The sequence below is a fragment of the Pseudomonas putida W15Oct28 genome (assembly GCF_000708715.2).
Taxonomy (GTDB): domain Bacteria; phylum Pseudomonadota; class Gammaproteobacteria; order Pseudomonadales; family Pseudomonadaceae; genus Aquipseudomonas; species Aquipseudomonas putida_R.
The window spans coordinates 35,002-53,188 of record NZ_JENB01000021.1; the positions used below are offsets into that span (position 1 = coordinate 35,002).

General features: G+C 62.0%; 13 protein-coding genes and 6 tRNA genes. 16 read left to right on the top strand and 3 right to left on the bottom strand.

What is annotated here, in order from left to right; all coding sequences use genetic code 11:
• Window positions 1–327 precede the first annotated feature (327 nt).
• The 11 genes from AK81_RS16265 (at window position 328) to AK81_RS16315 (ending at window position 4,925) form a co-directional block, all read left to right on the top strand.
• A tRNA-Ala gene (locus AK81_RS16265) sits at window positions 328–403 on the top strand.
• A 72-nt stretch (window positions 404–475) separates the two neighbouring features.
• A tRNA-Glu gene (locus AK81_RS16270) sits at window positions 476–551 on the top strand.
• Window positions 552–604: 53 nt separating this feature from the next.
• Window positions 605–680: transfer RNA gene (locus AK81_RS16275), tRNA-Ala, on the top strand.
• Window positions 681–721: 41 nt separating this feature from the next.
• Window positions 722–797 (top strand) — tRNA-Glu (locus AK81_RS16280).
• A gap of 62 nt (window positions 798–859) precedes the next feature.
• Window positions 860–935 (top strand) — tRNA-Ala (locus tag AK81_RS16285).
• Between the two features lie 42 nt (window positions 936–977).
• Window positions 978–1,053, top strand: a tRNA-Glu gene (locus AK81_RS16290).
• A gap of 172 nt (window positions 1,054–1,225) precedes the next feature.
• Complete coding sequence (locus AK81_RS16295) at window positions 1,226–1,765, top strand: TetR/AcrR family transcriptional regulator (RefSeq protein WP_043200413.1); 540 nt, start codon at window positions 1,226–1,228, stop codon at window positions 1,763–1,765.
• Between the two features lie 15 nt (window positions 1,766–1,780).
• Window positions 1,781–2,614: an alpha/beta fold hydrolase gene (locus tag AK81_RS16300; RefSeq protein ID WP_043200414.1), complete on the top strand. Its 834-nt coding sequence runs from the start codon at window positions 1,781–1,783 to the stop codon at window positions 2,612–2,614.
• A 186-nt stretch (window positions 2,615–2,800) separates the two neighbouring features.
• Entirely contained in the window at window positions 2,801–3,235 is a 435-nt protein-coding gene (locus AK81_RS16305; RefSeq protein WP_043200415.1) for an acyl-CoA thioesterase, read from the top strand.
• Between the two features lie 50 nt (window positions 3,236–3,285).
• Window positions 3,286–4,257, top strand: a complete 972-nt coding sequence (locus AK81_RS16310) for a tRNA dihydrouridine synthase (RefSeq protein WP_043200417.1) — start codon at window positions 3,286–3,288, stop codon at window positions 4,255–4,257.
• Between the two features lie 224 nt (window positions 4,258–4,481).
• On the top strand, window positions 4,482–4,925 hold the full coding sequence (locus AK81_RS16315) for an Hsp20 family protein (protein ID WP_019473804.1): 444 nt from the start codon (window positions 4,482–4,484) through the stop codon (window positions 4,923–4,925).
• Between the two features lie 199 nt (window positions 4,926–5,124).
• Here AK81_RS16315 and AK81_RS16320 read toward each other — a convergent pair whose 3' ends face one another.
• A complete protein-coding gene (locus AK81_RS16320) occupies window positions 5,125–8,421 on the bottom strand; it encodes a bifunctional diguanylate cyclase/phosphodiesterase (RefSeq protein WP_043200418.1) in 3,297 nt (1,098 codons plus the stop codon).
• 61 nt (window positions 8,422–8,482) lie between these two features.
• Window positions 8,483–9,361, bottom strand: a complete 879-nt coding sequence (locus AK81_RS16325; RefSeq protein WP_043200420.1) for a LysR family transcriptional regulator — start codon at window positions 9,359–9,361, stop codon at window positions 8,483–8,485.
• A gap of 131 nt (window positions 9,362–9,492) precedes the next feature.
• Here AK81_RS16325 and leuC point away from each other — a divergent pair, with 131 nt between their 5' ends.
• The 5 genes from leuC to asd all read left to right on the top strand — a co-directional run bounded on the left by leuC (window position 9,493) and on the right by asd (window position 14,792).
• Window positions 9,493–10,926, top strand: a complete 1,434-nt coding sequence (gene leuC / locus AK81_RS16330; protein ID WP_043200421.1) for a 3-isopropylmalate dehydratase large subunit — start codon at window positions 9,493–9,495, stop codon at window positions 10,924–10,926.
• Window positions 10,923–11,567 carry a 3-isopropylmalate dehydratase small subunit gene (gene leuD / locus AK81_RS16335; protein ID WP_043200423.1) on the top strand — a complete coding sequence of 215 codons (645 nt, stop codon included), beginning with the start codon at window positions 10,923–10,925 and terminating at the stop codon, window positions 11,565–11,567. The genes leuC and leuD overlap by 4 nt, the downstream gene beginning before the upstream one ends.
• Before the next feature lie 147 nt (window positions 11,568–11,714).
• Window positions 11,715–12,479, top strand: a complete 765-nt coding sequence (locus AK81_RS16340; protein ID WP_043200424.1) for a class I SAM-dependent methyltransferase — start codon at window positions 11,715–11,717, stop codon at window positions 12,477–12,479.
• A 54-nt stretch (window positions 12,480–12,533) separates the two neighbouring features.
• Window positions 12,534–13,616: a 3-isopropylmalate dehydrogenase gene (gene leuB, locus AK81_RS16345; RefSeq protein ID WP_043200425.1), complete on the top strand. Its 1,083-nt coding sequence runs from the start codon at window positions 12,534–12,536 to the stop codon at window positions 13,614–13,616.
• A 63-nt stretch (window positions 13,617–13,679) separates the two neighbouring features.
• Window positions 13,680–14,792, top strand: a complete 1,113-nt coding sequence (gene asd, locus AK81_RS16350) for an aspartate-semialdehyde dehydrogenase (RefSeq protein WP_043200427.1) — start codon at window positions 13,680–13,682, stop codon at window positions 14,790–14,792.
• A 114-nt stretch (window positions 14,793–14,906) separates the two neighbouring features.
• Here the strand turns inward: asd and AK81_RS16355 are convergent, their stop codons facing one another.
• Window positions 14,907–17,984 (bottom strand): TagA domain-containing protein, encoded by a 3,078-nt coding sequence (locus AK81_RS16355; protein ID WP_050491897.1) that lies wholly within the window; start codon window positions 17,982–17,984, stop codon window positions 14,907–14,909.
• Window positions 17,985–18,187 lie beyond the last annotated feature (203 nt).

The window sequence follows — 18,187 nt, forward strand, 5'->3', positions numbered from 1 at the left end:
CTGAAAGCTGCCGCTGAACCGTGTAGGAGCGGCCTTGTGTCGCGAAAGGGCCGCAAAGCGGCCCCGGCGATTTTGCGTTAAAGCGAAGATTGTGGGACCGCGCTGCGGTCCTATCGCGACACAAGGCCGCTCCTACAAGGGTACGATGCTGAGGTTTTGCTGGGGCAGGGCGGTAAGTGATTGTTATCTGTGAAAAAACTTTTGAATATTTTCAAAATTTCGTTTGACAGCCCTGCAATCCGATCTTAATATGCGCCCCGTCCACAGCGATGAACGAAAACGAAACGCCAGCCACCCAGCCAGCGATTCAGTTCAAAGCGACATTGTGGGGCTATAGCTCAGCTGGGAGAGCGCCTGCATGGCATGCAGGAGGTCAGCGGTTCGATCCCGCTTAGCTCCACCAAATTCCGCTTGTCAGCCACGGCTGATAAGCAAGACCGGGTCCAGCAACCGGGTCTTGAAGGTAAGAAGGTTCGTCCCCTTCGTCTAGTGGCCTAGGACACCGCCCTTTCACGGCGGTAACAGGGGTTCGAGTCCCCTAGGGGACGCCAGTTTTACACAAGCGATGTTTAATTATGTCGCTGGGCCGCGAGGCTAGAAATCCGGGGCTATAGCTCAGCTGGGAGAGCGCCTGCATGGCATGCAGGAGGTCAGCGGTTCGATCCCGCTTAGCTCCACCAATTTGCCTCGGTTCGCGTAAGCGGGCCGGCACGAAGGTTACGTCCCCTTCGTCTAGTGGCCTAGGACACCGCCCTTTCACGGCGGTAACAGGGGTTCGAGTCCCCTAGGGGACGCCACTTTTTCCTGCGTTTTGCAGGGTTTAAAAAGGCTCGTCGATTATTGATGAGCCTTTTGTTTCGGGGCTATAGCTCAGCTGGGAGAGCGCCTGCATGGCATGCAGGAGGTCAGCGGTTCGATCCCGCTTAGCTCCACCAATTTTGCCGCGGTTCGCGTAAGCGGATCGGCACGAAGGTTACGTCCCCTTCGTCTAGTGGCCTAGGACACCGCCCTTTCACGGCGGTAACAGGGGTTCGAGTCCCCTAGGGGACGCCATATTTACCCGCGTTTTGCGGGACTTTAAAGGCTCATTCGCTTATTGAATGGGCCTTTTGTTTTTTCTCCCTTCCGAACATTTCGCGGCTGACAAGCGGCGTTAAATTTCGCTTGCCAAAAAATATGATAGGAATAATATTTCGATCATCATATTTTGCATGGCGAGTGCCCGATGAGCGACAAGAAGAGCAGAACCCGCGAGCGCATTCTGGAAGCGGCACGCAGTGCGCTGATCCAGCACGGCCCTGCCGAGCCCAGCGTCAGCCAGGTGATGGGGGCAGCAGGGCTTACCGTCGGCGGTTTCTATGCTCACTTCGACAGCAAGGACGAACTGATGCTTGAAGCGTTCCGCCAGCTGTTGAGTGAGCGCCGCGCCTTGCTCGCCCAGATCGACCCGAGCCTTGATGGTGAAGGGCGGCGGGCGCTGGCCAGTGCCTTCTACCTGTCGCGCAAACACCGGGATGCCGAAGTGCACGCCTGTCCGCTGCCCAACTCGCTGGGCGAGATGCAGCGCCTGCCGGAGGTCTTCCGCGAGGTATTGGCCGAGCACATCGAGCTGATGACTGCTGCCATGGTCGACCGACCCGAAGATGCCGACAAGGCCCTGGCCGACCTGGCGCTCATGGTCGGCGGCCTTGCCCTGGCCCGTGCCTTGGGTACCAGCGAGCTGTCGGACCGTATTCTGCGCGCCGCCAAATCGGCGGTGCTTTAACCCTGGAGCATGGCGATGACTACCCTGAGCTGGATTCGTGGTGTCAATGGCACCCTGGGCCGCCTGGCCCCCGAGCATGTCGCGGGCAAGATGCGCCGTGCCTTCATGACCCCGCGCAATCTGCCGCCTCGGGATTGGGAGCTGCCCGTGCTGGCCAGCGCCGAGCGCATCACCCTGCGCTTCGGCTTGTCTGCCTTGCGCTGGGGCAAGGGGCCGACCGTGCTGCTGATGCATGGTTGGGAGGGGCGCCCGACCCAGTTTGCCGCGTTGATCGAAACCTTGGTCCAGGCCGGGCACACGGTGGTGTCGCTGGAAGGGCCGGGCCATGGCCGTTCGCCTGGCGAACAGGCAAATGTGGTGCTGTTTGCCCGGGCGCTGCTGGAGGCCGCTGCCGAGCTGCCGCCGCTGCGTGCGGTGATTGGCCATTCCATGGGCGGTGCCAGTGTGTTGCTGGCCTTGCAGATGGGGTTGCGCACAGAGGCAGCAGTCAGCATTGCTGCCCCGGCGCGGCTGCTGGGCGTGCTGCGCGGTTTTGCTCATCACCTGGGGATGCCGGCGCGGGCGCGGGCGGCGTTCATTCGCCAGGTAGAGCGGGATGTGGGCATGCAGATCGCACGGCTGGATGTGACCGGTTACCAGTTGGAGCTGCCGGGGTTGGTAGTGCATGCCGCCGATGATGCGCTTGTGGCCGCCGATGAAGCCCAGGTTATTCACAAGGCCTGGTTCGATAGCCGCCTGATGCTGCTGGAGGAGGGAGGGCACCAGCGGGTGCTGTCCGATCCTCGCGTGAGTGAAGCCGTGCTCGAATTGCTGGCTCGCGCAGCTGCACCGGCAAGGCAAAGCGCCTGATGGTAATGCCCGTACCGGCCTCATCGCCGGCAAGCCAGCTCCCACAGGTAAGGCGCAATACTTGAGTCAGGCGCCGTATCTGTGGGAGCTGGCTTGCCGGCGATGAGGCCGGTAAATCCTATGCAAGGGCTGGACTTTTCTCCGCAGGTCGCTGCTAAATTCTCTTTTTCCGCCAAGGAAGCGAACATGAGCTGGGACCTGGCAACACCCTTCGTCATCGACCTGCGCGTCGGCAGCGAGGACATCGACGGCCTCGGCCACGCAAACAACGCGGTCTACGTCACCTGGCTGGAGCGTTGCGCCTGGCGCCACTCCCAGCGGCTGGGGCTGGACCTGGCCGAGTATCGGCGCCTGGACCGGGCGATGGCGGTGGTGCGCCACGAAATCGACTACCTGGCCGCCGCCTATGAGGACGACGAACTGCAACTGGCCACCTGGATCATCGACTGGGACCAGCGCCTGCGCATGACCCGGCGCTTCCAGCTCAAGCGCCCGCGTGACGGCGTAACCCTGCTGCGCGCGCAAACCACTTTTGCCTGCATCGAGCTGTCCAGTGGCAAGCCCAGGCGCATGCCGGCGGAATTCGTCGAAGGTTACGGCCCGGCGCTGATCGGCACCTGAATCGCCGGCGATTTTTGTTAGACTGCCGGCTTTTCCGCCGAGACCCCGACATGCAAATTGCCCTGGCCCCCATGGAGGGGCTGGTTGACAACATCCTGCGCGACGTATTGACCCGCGTGGGCGGTATCGACTGGTGCGTCACCGAGTTCATTCGCGTGTGCGACCGCCTGCTGCCGGCGTCCTCGTTCGACAAGCTGGCGCCCGAGCTGCGCCAAGGCGCGCGCACAGCTGCCGGGGTGCCCATGCGCGTGCAGTTGCTGGGCTCGGACCCGGTGTGCCTGGCGGAAAACGCGGCGCTGGCCTGCGAGCTGGGTGCGCCAGTGATCGACCTGAACTTCGGCTGCCCAGCCAAGACCGTGAACAAGTCACGGGGTGGTGCCGTGCTGCTCAAGGAGCCGGAGTTGCTGCACGCCATCGTGCGCGAGGTGCGCCGCGCGGTGCCGGCGCATATCCCGGTAACCTCGAAGATGCGCCTGGGCTTCGACAGCCCAGACGGCGCGCTGGACTGTGCCACGGCGTTGGCAGAAGGCGGCTCGGCGCACCTGGTGGTGCATGCGCGGACCAAGGTCGAGGGCTACAAGCCGCCGGCGCATTGGGAGTGGGTGGCGCGGGTGCAGGATGTGGTCAAGGTGCCGGTGTTCGCCAATGGCGAGATCTGGACCGTCGATGACTGGCGGCGCTGCCGCGAGGTCAGTGGGGCCGAAGACATCATGCTGGGCCGTGGGCTGGTATCGCGCCCCGACCTGGGCCTGCAGATTGCCGCGGCGCGTGACGGGCGGGACTACCAACCGATGAGCTGGGACGACCTGCTGCCGTTGTTGCGCGAGTTCTGGCGCCAGGCCCAGGCCAAGCTGTCGCCGCGCTATGCGCCGGGGCGCATGAAGCAGTGGCTGGCAATGCTGACCCGCAGTTACCCCGAGGCGGTGCTGTTGTTTGCCGAGTTGCGCCGGGAAGATGACTGTGCGCGGATCAGCCGGTTGCTTGGCGTTGATGCGGCTGCTTTCGAAGCTTGTGTTGCCTGATCAGGCCCTTTCGCGGGCGCGCCCGCTCCCACAGGTATTGCACCGGCCCTGAGGCTTGTGGTGATCCTGTGGGAGCGGGCGTGCCCGCGAAAAGGGCAACACCGATTTCAGATTTTTTCTACTTGCCCCTTGAAAGCCTTTCCCTCGGCCATATCTCTTGAGTACGCGATGCCGAAGTCGGGTCGCGTAATGACTTACTTGCTGAATCTCAGGAGTTTATGACCATGACTACCGCTTTCTCTCTTGCTCCACTGTTCCGCCATTCCGTTGGTTTCGACCGTTTCAACGACCTGTTCGAATCCGCGGCACGCAATGAGGCCGGTAGCAGCTACCCGCCCTACAACGTGGAAAAGCATGGCGAGGACCACTACCGCATCGTGGTTGCCGCAGCCGGTTTCCAGGAGCAGGACCTCGACCTGCAGGTCGAGAAAGGTGTCCTGACCGTGACCGGTGGCAAGCGCGACAACGGCGCCGCTGAAGTGACCTACCTGCATCAAGGTATCGCGCAACGCGCCTTCAAGCTGTCGTTCCGCCTGGCCGACCATATCGAAGTGAAAGCCGCCGGCCTGGCCAACGGCCTGCTCAGCATCGACCTGCTGCGCATCGTGCCTGAAGAAGCCAAGGCCAAGCGCATCCCGATCAATGGCGACAAACCAGCGCTGAACTGATCGCACCGCAATGAAGAAGGGCACCCCTAGGGGTGCCCTTTTTTGTGCCTTCTCACGCGGTCCCTTGTAGGAGCGGCCTTGTGTCGCGATGGGCTGCAAAGCAGCCCCGGCAATCTGTGCTGGAGCGGAGATTTTGGGGCTGCTTTGCAGCCCATCGCGACACAAGGCCGCTCCTACAAGGATCGCACCAGTCATACGATCAGTAGTCCGCCGGCGCCTCCAGCAGCATCTTGCGAAACTCCGACAACGGCAACGGCCGGCTGTGCAGGTAACCCTGGTACAGGTGACAGCCCAGCCGTTCGAGAAACTCAAGTTGCTCGGTCAGCTCCACCCCCTCGGCAATCACTGCCAGGTCCAGGCTGCGGGCCATGGCGACAATGGCGCGGACGATCTCGGCGTCGTTGGGGTCGATCGGTGCATCGCGCACGAAAGTCTGGTCGATCTTCAGCGCATCGACCGGCAGGCGCTTGAGGTAGGTCAGCGAGGAATAGCCAGTGCCAAAGTCATCCATGGCAAAGCTCACCCCGTAACGCTTCAGTTCGCGCATCTTGCTGATGGTGTCTTCCAGGTTCTGAATGACGATGCCTTCGGTGATCTCCAGCTTGAGCATGTGCCGAGGCAGCCGGTAATCGTCCAGGCTGCGCAGCACGCGCTCGACAAAGTTGTTCTGGCGGAACTGCCGTGGGCTGATGTTCACGCACAGGCTGAAATCATCCGCGTCGATCAGCCCGTCGTTCAGCATGCGTGCGCAAGCATCGCAGGCTTCGTCAAGGATCCAGCTGCCAACTTCCAGGATCAGGCCGCTTTCCTCCAACACCTGAATGAACTGCGCGGGCGGCTGCTGGCCCAGTTGCGGGTGGTGCCAGCGCAGCAGCACCTCGGCGCCGACGATACGGTTGTCGCGGGCGTCCACCTGCGGCTGGAAGTGCAGCGCCAGTTCGCCACGGGCCAGGGCAAGGCGCAGGTCGTTTTCCATGCGCAGGCGCTCGCTGGCGGCCTTCTGCATGGTGGTGTGGAACAGTTGGGTGGTGTTGCGCCCGGAGTCTTTGGCCCGGTAAAGGGCGATATCGGCACGCTTGAGTAGGTCGGCCGGGGTGGTGCCGTGGTCGGGGATCAGCGCCACACCGATGCTGGGCGTTACCTGCAAGCGCTGGCCATCCAGCGACATCGGTTCGGCCAGCAGCTCGCGCAGGGTGTCGGCCAGTTCACGCACCTTTTCTTCCACCAGCTCACGGCTGCCCTCCAGCCCGCTGAGCAGTACCACGAACTCATCGCCACCCAGGCGGGCCACGGTGTCCTCCAGGCGCACACTGGCCTCCAGGCGGGCGGTGATGATCTTCAGCACCGTGTCGCCCACCGGGTGGCCCAGCGAGTCGTTGATGTGCTTGAAGTGGTCGAGGTCGAGAAACAGCAGGGCGCCGCGCAGGTTGTGGCGCTTGAGCAGGGCAATCTGCTGGCTCAGGCGGTCCATCAGCAGGGCGCGGTTGGGCAGGTTGGTCAGCGGGTCGTGGTAGGCCAGGTGGCGTATCTGCGCCTGGGCGTTCTTCAGCTGGCTGACGTCGCGGGCGGTCAGCAGCAGGCAGTCGACTTCGTTGAGGGTGATTGGCTCGACAGAGACTTCCACGGTGAGGATATCGCCGCGCTTGTTACGCCCGAGCATTTCCCGGTGATGCACCCGGCCGCGGTCGCGCAGTTCGGTCAGCAACGCGCTGCGCTGCTTTTCGTCGGCCCAGATACCGATCTCGTACACCGTGTGGCCGACCACATCGGCAGCGCTGTAGCCGGTCAGGCGGCAGAAACCGTCGTTGATTTCCAGGTAACGGCCGCTGTGGCGTTCGGTGATGGTGATGGCGTCGGGGCTGGAGTGGAAGGCCTTGGCAAACTTCTCCTCACTGGACTTCAGCGCCGCCTCGGCGCGTTGCTGCTGGGTGATGTCGCGCAGGGTGGTAACGCTGCAGGGCTGGTCGTCGACGGTGATCAGGCGGCTGGAGATCACACAGGTCAACGGCGCGCCGTTGCGGTGGTTGACCACCACGGCAACGTTGCTCAGGGCCTGTTCGCGGATGACCCGCTCGATACGTTGCGCACGCTCGATGGACTCGGCCCACAGGCCGATTTCCTCGGCGGTGCGGCCGATCACCTGGTCGCTGTCCCAGCCAAAGGTCTGGCTGAACGCCGGGTTGATCTCGATGAACTGGCCGGTGTCCTGGCGGGTGACGCAGATCGGGTCGGGGCTGACCTGGAACAGGCTGGCGAACTTCTCTTCCGAGGCGCTCAGGCGCTGCTCACGCTCGACCTGGTCAGTGATGTCGAGCAAGGTGCCAGCCATGCGCAACGGGTTGCCCTGCTCGTCGCGGTACAGCCGTGCGCGGCTTTCGATGTAGCGTGAAATGCCGTTTTCCAGCTGCACCCGGTAGGTGATCTGGTAGTTGCCGGCAGGCCCTTCGCGCAGGCTGCGGTAGGCCTGGCGCATCGAGTTGCGTTCCTGCTCCGGCACCCCCTCGAAAAACGCATCGAACGATTCGTGAAAAGGGGTGGGCGGCAGGCCGTGCAGCTGCGCGGCGCGGGCCGAGCCGTAGAGCATGCCGCTGGGGATGTGCCAGTCCCAGGTGCCCAGCTGCGCCGAGTCCAGGGCCAGGTCCAGGCGTTCCTGGCTGTCTTTCAGGGCCTGCTCGGCGCGCTTGCGCTCGGTGGTGTCGACAAAGGTGCTGATCAGGAAGGTGACGCCCTCAAGTTCAATGCCCTGGGTGCAGAGGATGCCGTCGTGCACCTTGCCACTGCTGGCGCGGAACTGCACCTCGATGATGAGCGGGCCGCCGCTGGCGCGGGTCGACTCCATCACCTGGTGGCGCTGCTCGGGGTTGACCCACAGGCCCAGCTCCAGGCTGGTCTTGCCTATTACCTGGCTGCCGGGCCAGCCGAACATGTCTTCGAAGTGCTGGTTGACCTCGAAGATCATGCCGTCGTGGCGGCGGGTCAGCAAAATGGCGTTGGGGCTGAGGTGAAACAGGGTAGCGAAGCGCTTTTCCGAATTGATCAGCGCTGTTTCCCGCTCGCGCTGGCGGGTAATTTCGCGGATCACCCCGATCATCTGCGGCCGGCCATGCTGGTCGTGGGTCAGGCTACCGTTGATCTCCAGCCAGTGCAGGCTGCCGTCCGGCCAGCGAATACGGTGGCGCATGGCCTGTTCCACCGGCTCGCCGTTGAACACGGCCTGGAATACCTGGCGCGTGCGCGCGCGGTCTTCCTCGGGCAGCAGGTCGAGGTAGTCGACATCGGCGGGCAACGGCCGCTGCGGGTCGAAGCCGAACAGGGCCTGGGTGCCCCGCGACCAGCTGACCCGGCCGCTTTCGATATCCCACAGCCAAGCCCCCAGGCGCGCGCCGTTGAGCGCGGCCAGCAGTTGTGGGGCGTTCTGCCAGGCCTGTTCCGACTCTTGGGGATCGGCCGCTGAGATACGCGGCAGGCGCAAAAAGCGGTTTGCTGATTTGGGCATCGGTACCAGACCTTTGGCGTATGACGCGTCCTTGAATTGGAAGTACCGGGCTGACGGCCGGTCAGGCGGGCCCTGCGTGGCTGTCGAGCAGGGCCATGAATGCCCTGGCCGCGTTCGATAGCGTTCGCTCCGTATGCAGAATGTAGCCTAGCTGGCGCGACAGCTGTATGCCCGGCAAGGCGATGGGTGCAACCTGTTCGTCGAGCATGGTGCGCGGCAATACGCTCCAGGCCAGGCCGATCGATACCATCATCTTGATGGTTTCCAGGTAGTTGGTGCTCATGGCGATGTTCGGCGTCAGGCCCTGGCTTTCGAACAGGCGCTGGACAATGTGGTGGGTGAAGGTGTTGCCGCCAGGGAATACCGCCGGGTGGCGGGCGACATCCGCCAGCCTGACTTCATGGTTGTTGGCCAGCGGATGCTCGGGGGCGGCGACGAAGTCCAGGGCGTCGTCCCACACCGGCACCGCCTTGACCAGGTGGTGCGGGTCGGGCGCCAGGGTGATCACCGCAATCTCGGCCCGGCCATGCAGAATTTCGTCGTAGGCCTGTTCCGAATCCAGAAACTGAATATCCAGCGCCACGGCCGGGTACTGGCGGGTGAAAGCCCGCAGCAATGGAGGCAGGCGGTGCAGGCCGATGTGGTGGCTGGTGGCCAGGGTCAGACGACCGCTCACGGCCCCGGTCAGATTGGTCAGCGCCCGTCGGGTATCATCAAGGACATTGAGGATCTGGTAGGCCCGTGGCAGCAGGGCGCGCCCGGCCTCGGTCAGGGTCACCTCGCGGCCCAGGCGGTCGAACAGCCGCACACCCAGTTGCTGCTCCAGCCCGGCGATGCGTTTGCTGATGGCCGGCTGGGTCAGGAACAGCCGTTCGGCCGCCCCGGAAAAGCTGCCGGTTTCGGCAATGGCTATAAAGGCACTGAGGTTGGCCAGGTCCATGGAGTTGTATTCCTTTGGGTTATCCAAAGCATAAAAATTATGAATTTGAGTTATTCAATCTAACCCCATAGCATCGTCCGTACAAGCCAAGGGGTCTTTGGCATAGAAAGACGCTGATGAGGAACAGTCTGATGGCTGGCAAAACGCTCTACGACAAACTCTGGGAAGCCCATGAGGTCAAGCGCCGTGATGACGGCTCGTCCTTGATCTACATCGACCGCCACATCATCCACGAAGTGACGTCGCCCCAGGCCTTCGAAGGCCTGCGCCTGGCCAACCGCAAACCGTGGCGCATCGACACCAACATCGCCACCCCCGACCACAACGTGCCGACCACGCCAGAGCGCAAGGGCGGCATCGAGGCCATCGTCGACCAGGTGTCGCGCCTGCAGGTGCAGACCCTCGACGAAAACTGTGACGAATACGGCATCGTCGAATTCAAGATGAATGACGAACGCCAAGGCATCGTCCACGTCATCAGCCCGGAGCAGGGTGCCACCTTGCCTGGCATGACCGTGGTCTGCGGTGACTCGCACACCTCCACCCACGGCGCCTTCGGTGCCCTGGCCCACGGCATTGGCACCTCCGAGGTCGAGCACGTGCTCGCCACCCAGTGCCTGGTCGCCAAGAAGATGAAGAACATGCTGGTGCGCGTGGAAGGCCAGTTGCCTGCCGGCGTTACCGCCAAGGACATCGTCCTGGCCGTGATCGGCAAGATCGGCACCGCCGGTGGCAACGGCCACGCCATGGAGTTCGCGGGCAGCGCCATCCGCGAATTGTCGATGGAAGGCCGCATGACCATCTGCAACATGTCCATCGAAGCCGGTGCCCGTGTGGGCCTGGTGGCCACTGACGCCACCACCGTTGCCTATGTCGAAGGCCGCCCGTATGCGCCGAAGGGCGAGCAGTGGGAACAAGCGGTCGAGTCGTGGAAAGGCCTGGTGTCGGATGCCGATGCCGTCTTCGACACCGTGGTCGAACTGGACGCAGCGCAGATCAAGCCACAGGTCAGCTGGGGCACCTCGCCCGAGATGGTCCTGGCCGTCGACCAGCGCGTACCGGACCCGGCTGCCGAAGCCGACCTGGTCAAGCGTGGTTCTATCGAACGTGCCCTCAAGTACATGGGCCTGACCGCCAACCAGGCGATCACCGATATCCAGCTGGACCGCGTGTTCATCGGCTCGTGCACCAACTCGCGTATCGAAGACCTGCGCGCCGCGGCAGAAATCGCCAAGGGCCGCAAGGTAGCCGCTACCGTCAAGCAAGCCATCGTCGTGCCGGGCTCGGGCCTGGTGAAGGCCCAGGCCGAGCGCGAAGGCCTGGACAAGATCTTCGTCGAAGCCGGTTTCGAATGGCGTGAGCCAGGCTGCTCGATGTGCCTGGCAATGAACCCGGACCGCCTGGAGAGCGGCGAGCACTGCGCGTCCACCTCCAACCGCAACTTCGAAGGCCGTCAGGGCGCCGGTGGCCGTACCCACCTGGTCAGCCCGGCCATGGCTGCCGCTGCCGCGGTGACCGGCCACTTCATCGATGTCCGCGAGTTGATCCAAGGGAGCGCAGCATGAAAGCCTTTACCCAGCACACTGGCCTCGTCGCGCCGTTGGACCGTGCCAACGTCGACACCGACCAGATCATCCCCAAGCAGTTCTTGAAGTCGATCAAGCGCACCGGCTTTGGCCCGAACCTGTTCGACGAATGGCGTTACCTGGACGTGGGCCAGCCCTACCAGGACAACAGCAAGCGCCCGGTCAACCAGGATTTCGTGCTCAACCACGCACGTTACCAGGGTGCCAGCGTGTTGCTGGCGCGGGAGAACTTCGGTTGCGGCTCCAGCCGTGAGCACGCCCCGTGGGCGCTGGACGAGTATGGCTTTCGCAGCATCATTGCGCCGAGCTTTGCCGACATCTTCTTCAACAACAGCTTCAAGAACGGCCTGTTGCCGATCATCCTCAGCGATGAGGAAGTGGACGAGCTGTTCAAGCAGGTTGAAGCCAACCCGGGCTACCAGTTGACCGTCGACCTGCAAGCGCAGGCGGTGACCCGCCCGGATGGCAAGGTGCTGCACTTCGAGATCGATGCGTTCCGCAAGCACTGCCTGCTCAACGGCCTGGACGATATCGGCCTGACCCTGCAGGACAGCGATGCGATCAAGGCCTTCGAAGGCAAGCACCGCGCCAGCCAGCCTTGGCTGTTCCGTGATGCCTGAAGTATGTAGATGACAGTGCCGGCCTCTTCGCGGGCACGCCCGCTCCCACAGGACTATCACAGTCCTGAAAAGTGTGGGGTCCCTGTGGGAGCGGGCAAGCCCGCGAAGAGGCCGGCACAGGCAATACAAAACCAAAAGGATTGAGACATGACCAGCACCCAACACACCGACGTGGTCCAGCGCCAGTTCGGCGAACAGGCCAGCGCCTACCTCAGCAGCGCCGTGCACGCCCAGGGCAGTGAATTCGCCCTGCTGCAGGCCGAGCTGGCAGGGCAGGCGCATGCCCGCGTGCTGGACCTGGGCTGTGGTGCCGGTCATGTCAGTTTCCACGTCGCCCCGCTGGTCGCTGAAGTGGTCGCCTACGACCTTTCACAATCCATGCTCGACGTGGTTGCCAGCGCTGCCGCCGAGCGCGGCCTGGCCAATATCACCACCGAGCGCGGCGCCGCCGAACGCCTGCCGTTCGCAGATGCCTCGTTCGACTTCGTCTTCAGCCGCTACTCGGCCCACCACTGGAGCGACCTGGGCCTGGCCCTGCGCGAAGTGCGCCGGGTGCTCAAGCCAGGCGGCGTGGCAGCGTTCATCGATGTGATGTCGCCGGGCAGCCCGCTGCTCGACACCTACCTGCAAACGGTCGAAGTGCTGCGCGACACCAGCCATGTACGCGATTATTCCGCCGCCGAATGGCAGCGCCAGGTCAGCGAAGCCGGCCTGCATGTGCGCAGCCACACGCGCCAGCCGCTGCGCCTGGAGTTCACCAGCTGGGTCGAGCGCATGCGCACCCCCGAGCCGATGCGCCTGGCCATCCGCCAATTGCAGCAAGCCATGGGTGAAGAAGTACGGCAGTATTACCAGATCGAGGCCGATGGCTCGTTCAGCACCGATGTGCTGGTGTTGTGGGCCGAGCGTTAAGCACTTTTCGGTGGGGCCCGTCTGGCCGCACCGCGTGAATGGATAGAGGAAAGCATGAGCAAGCAGATTCTGATTCTCCCAGGTGACGGTATCGGCCCGGAAATCATGGCCGAAGCGGTCAAGGTGCTGGAACTGGCCAACGACAAGTTCCAGCTCGGCTTCAGCCTGGAACACGACGTGATCGGTGGCGCCGCCATCGACAAGCACGGCGTGCCGCTGGCCGACGAAACCCTGGAACGTGCGCGCAAGGCCGATGCCGTGCTGCTGGGCGCCGTGGGTGGCCCGAAGTGGGACAAGATCGAGCGTGACATCCGCCCGGAGCGTGGCCTGCTGAAAATCCGTTCGCAACTGGGCCTGTTCGCCAACCTGCGCCCGGCCATCCTCTACCCGCAATTGGCCGATGCCTCGTCGCTGAAGCCGGAAATCGTTTCGGGCCTGGACATTCTCATCGTCCGTGAGCTGACCGGTGGCATCTACTTCGGTGCCCCGCGTGGCCAGCGCGAGCTGGAAGGCGGCGAGCGCCAGGCCTACGACACCCTGCCGTACAGCGAAAGCGAAGTGCGCCGCATTGCCCGTGTCGGCTTCGACATGGCTCGCGTGCGTGGCAAGAAGCTGTGCTCGGTGGACAAGGCCAACGTCCTGGCCTCCAGCCAGCTGTGGCGTGAAGTGGTCGAAGACGTGGCCAAGGACTACCCGGATATCGAACTGAGCCACATGTACGTCGACAACGCTGCCATGCAGCTGGTACGTGCACCCAAGCAGTTCGACGTGATGGTGACCGACAACATGTTCGGTGACATTCTGTCGGATGAAGCTTCCATGCTGACCGGTTCCATCGGCATGCTGCCTTCTGCGTCGCTGGATGCCGACAACAAGGGCATGTACGAGCCGTGCCATGGCTCGGCGCCGGACATCGCCGGCCTTGGTATCGCCAACCCGCTGGCGACCATCCTGTCGGTGTCGATGATGCTGCGTTACAGCTTCGATCAGTCGGCTGCCGCCGAGGCGATCGAGAAGGCCGTCAGCCTGGTCCTGGACCAGGGCCTGCGCACCGGCGACATCTTCTCTGAAGGCTGCCGTAAAGTTGGTACGCAGGAAATGGGCGACGCAGTAGTCGCAGCGCTGCGGAATCTGTAATCTCTCTGGCCCGCCACCCCAAATTCCCGGTGGCGGCCCACTTTTAGCAAAGGTGTAGTTGCGATGAAACGTGTAGGTCTGATCGGTTGGCGCGGTATGGTCGGTTCCGTGCTCATGCAGCGGATGCTGGAGGAGCAGGATTTCGACCTTATCGAGCCGGTGTTCTTCACTACTTCCAACGTTGGCGGCCAAGGCCCGAACGTGGGCAAGGATACAGCGCCGCTCAAGGACGCGTATTCCATTGAAGAACTCAAGACCCTCGACGTTATCCTGACCTGCCAGGGCGGCGACTATACCAACGAGGTCTTCCCCAAGCTGCGTGAAGCCGGCTGGCAGGGTTACTGGATCGATGCGGCATCGTCCCTGCGCATGCAGGATGACGCCGTGATCGTCCTCGACCCGGTCAACCGCAAGGTCATCGACCAGCAGCTGGACGCCGGTACCAAGAACTACATCGGCGGCAACTGCACCGTCAGCCTGATGCTGATGGGCCTGGGTGGCCTGTTCGAAGCCGGCCTGGTCGAGTGGATGAGCGCCATGACCTACCAGGCAGCTTCGGGTGCCGGCGCGCAGAACATGCGCGAGCTGATCAAGCAGATGGGTGCCACCCAAGCGGCCGTTGCCGATGACCTGGCCAACCCGGCCAGCGCCATCCTCGACATCGACCGCAAGGTTGCCGAGGCCATGCGCAGCGACGCCTTCCCGACCGAGAACTTTGGCGTGCCACTGGCGGGCAGCCTGATCCCGTGGATCGACAAGGAACTGCCGAACGGCCAGAGCCGTGAAGAGTGGAAGGCCCAGGCCGAGACCAACAAGATCCTCGGCCGCTTCAAGAGCCCGATCCCGGTCGACGGCATCTGCGTGCGCATCGGCGCCATGCGTTGCCACAGCCAGGCGCTGACCATCAAGCTGAACAAGGACGTGCCGATCGCCGACATCGAAGGCATGATCAGCCAGCACAACCCTTGGGTGAAACTGGTGCCGAACCAGCGTGAAATCAGCATGCAGGAACTGACCCCAACCAAGGTCACCGGCACCCTGAACATCCCGGTGGGCCGCCTGCGCAAGCTGAACATGGGCTCGCAGTACCTGGGCGCGTTCACCGTGGGTGACCAGCTGCTGTGGGGCGCTGCCGAACCGCTGCGCCGCATGCTGCGGATTCTGCTGGAGCGTTGAGCCGGGTTTGATCGCTTAAAGCCCTGCAAGGCGCTGGTCTTGCAGGGCTTTTTTAGTTCGTACAGCGTTGGCGATGGGCAGCGTGTTCGCGATCAGGCGGTATGTCATCTGCAATCATTGCAGCGGAATGACGTAGTTGAAGACTTGGGAGTCACCCGCCAAGGGTTTAAGTGAAACCGTCCCATCTTCCCCTACATCAAGGAATTTACCGTTCTTCTTGTTCTGGAGTCGAATCCAGAAGAGCCTCCCTATTAGGTCCTTTCGAGTTAACCAGGTAAGTTTGTCCGCATGCGGTTGTGCACACTCCTGCAGCCTCAACTCGTCGTTCAGGCATTGGCCATCGCCGTTCATGAGCGTTATCTCGGTACTTCCATCTGGCAGCGGCGTTGTGGCCGTGCTGATCATGTACCAGCGAACCATCTCTCTCTGCCCACCGTCCGAAAATGCTACTGTTCCGCGCGAAGGTGTGAGGTATCGACCGTTATGTAGCACCAGAAACTTCACGAGCGCTCGTTTCTGGAAATGTTGGTTTTCGGCTTGGCCCAGCGGGGCAAGCACTGGCGTGTCACTACCGTGGGTTGTGGTGATGAAGCGTCCGGTGATCAGTTCCTGCAGATAGATGTCAGACGGAGTTTGAGTCAAGTCTTGGCGTGTCCACCAAACGGTATCTTTACGCGGGAAATGGCATTCGCCGGTTGCTAAGCTAGCGTTGATGCAACGGCCCGAGATGTCGAGTGGTTGGTAGGCGTCGAACTGATGGGGGAACACCTTCTTGTAGGGGAGGCGCCAAATTGCCTCCGCATTGCAGGTCGCAAGTTTCAAACCCTGATCGGTGGCTTTAAGGCAGGCGTTCTGTTCTTTTGAATAGAGCCATTGCGGTTCCCAGACCCGGTTTATCTGCTCGCCGTGCTCAGCCCCCATGCTGATGGCCAGGGGAAGCGGGTTATCTTCAAGCTGCCGCTCATGGACCACGGTGTCATCCACTTTGAGCACTGCTTTGACAGGTTTACGCTCGGAATTGACATTGAAAGCGGCTGTTTTCAAGGTGTCTTTGCCGATGGGGCCGGCATAGAGTAAGTGTGTCTCGACGGCTCCGCTGACGTAATGAACATCGACCTGATAAATGTGCGGGCTGCGATCGTCGCCTGGCTTGAAATGAACCAATTCGTTATCGCTGCTGTCGGCGAGCAAGGCCAAGCCTTGGTTGCCAATGGGGGTAATGAACTTGCCGGTATTACTTTCCTGCAGCTTCAGCAGGCGAGAGTTATTCGTCAGGTCTATGCGGCCACGCCAGCGAACTTGCGGTTCGATGTTGGAACAACTGCGAAAGTTGAAATTGAAATCCAGGCATCTGCCGGCGCTGTTGCGCACGATGATAATCGGCGCGAGCGGCGCTTCTGCTTCGTTTTGCGGGGGCACGCTTTGAATGTCGAGTTGAGCGGACTCGTCATCGCACGCTTTCAATACCAGTTGGTCGTGTTCCGAGGCGAGGCATTGCGAGGTGACCGTCATCAATGCGGAATCGCTCGTGCTGCGCTGCGGGTTGGTCACAGAGCTGGTGGATAGCTGCGCAGGGCTGAAGACATTCCCATAGTTGCTCAAAATGGCCGGATAGATTTGGTTGATGCCGTCCCTGTTGTGGGAAGGGTCGGAAAAGGTTGCCACCAAGGTATGAACCGGCACTGCAGTTTCAACAGGCACTTGATTTGCTTTGGGCGAAAGCAACGGCGGCAGAGAGGCAGGTAGCTGGATGCCTGCGTCAAGGAAGCCTTGAGATAAGGGCTTCTTCTCAAAGCTTTGGCCATCGTCGGCGGCAGCACCCGTCACGCCAACGGCTGGCGGGCGGTGGTCGTCACCCAGTTCAGCGTACTCCGCGCCGTCCGGCAGCCGTCCGAAGCGCTGCTGTACACGGAGCGTCTGCTGGTGTGTATAGGGCGCAATGTAACGTTTCCAGCTGGCGCCCTCTGTCGAATTCAGGCCCAGTTTTTCGAACTCGTCAATCAAGGGCGCCGAAGCGGTACTGGGATGCCAAGGCGGGGCGGAGAGTGATCCAAGCACATGACCGAAGTAATGCAAGCCCAGGTAGTCTACCGGCAGCCCGTAACGGTGTGGGTCAGGGTGTGTGTTAGGCAGGAAGACATTGTCATACGCCCGATACGACCAGTCTTCATAGCGTCCGGGGGTATCGTGGGGAAGCCCAAATGCGTGACCGGTTTCATGCCAGAAGCCATCGGGGAAGTAAGGGTAATTACAGCTGTTACCTCCGCAGCTGGCGGCTACGCCTGGCGGCAATGGAGGCATGCCTTCGGGCGTGTCAAGCAGCTGCCCCGTAATGGCTACAGGGTAGCCAGATTTCTTGTCGCCCAGATTCGAGGCCGCGCGCCAGTAATTGCCCATTCCCACTTTAGCCGGTAGCGTCTTGTCGCCGAACTCAGCCCACTCCATGCCATTGGTCTTGTCGTAAACATGCGGCTTTTGATCCGGTCCCATGGCAATGATGCGTGGCCAGTAAGCTTTGCCGGTGCCAAGATGAAGGCGTTGGGTGGGCAGTTCGGAGAGCATTTCCCGTGCTGCAATACGCGCGGCAGCGGGGTTATACTCACCGTCGAACTGATCGAGGGTGTCCCTGCACGTCGACTCACCCTTAAAGACGCAGCCCTTGATGTTCATAAGTACCAGCCCCTCGCTTTCGGGGGTCATGAACACGAATTTGTCAGCGGATAGCGAGCCTTGATTGCTAGGATTGCCAGCTTGCTGAAAGCTGATGCGTGCATCGGGGCTGAACAAGTTCCAGGGGACCTGATAGCTGAACGTGTTTTCCCTGAACTTCGGGTAGCTGCCTTCAATGGTCTTACCGGAGAAGGTGTTCTCCTGGTCATATACCGCGGTGCTCGGAAGTGCTTCAGGGCGTTCCATGCGTACAGTGGTGGTGCTGCCATTCAACGTTATAGTCATGTCCACGTCAGTAACTGGCTTGATCGGCCTGAACATGACCAGGGCCGCTTTGTGCGGCACCAGAAAGGGGTCAAAGATTCTCCGAGTCGCCGCTACTACATGTGTCTGGGCGAAATCGACCTGCCCCCCCAGAGCGCCCTGTAAATCATTTCTCGGCGCATCCGCGACGCTAGTCTGGGGTGCGCAGGCGGTGGTGGCCAAAAATGACAGAAGCGTTGTTATCAGTAGCGGGCGCATAACGTGTCCTTTGATTAATAGCCGTCATGCAAGAGTGGGGGTGATTGAGAAAACCCGATACTGGCAAAAATGTCAGGTAGCGCCTGTCGTTCCGACCGGCCTGATGTTCGGCTGTCGGTCGCAGAGGGGCTGGCGCATTGAGGGTGTTCGTTGTTCCATAATCCGAGTAAAGTGCCGCCCCCGCCGTTTCAGCAAAAGGATCC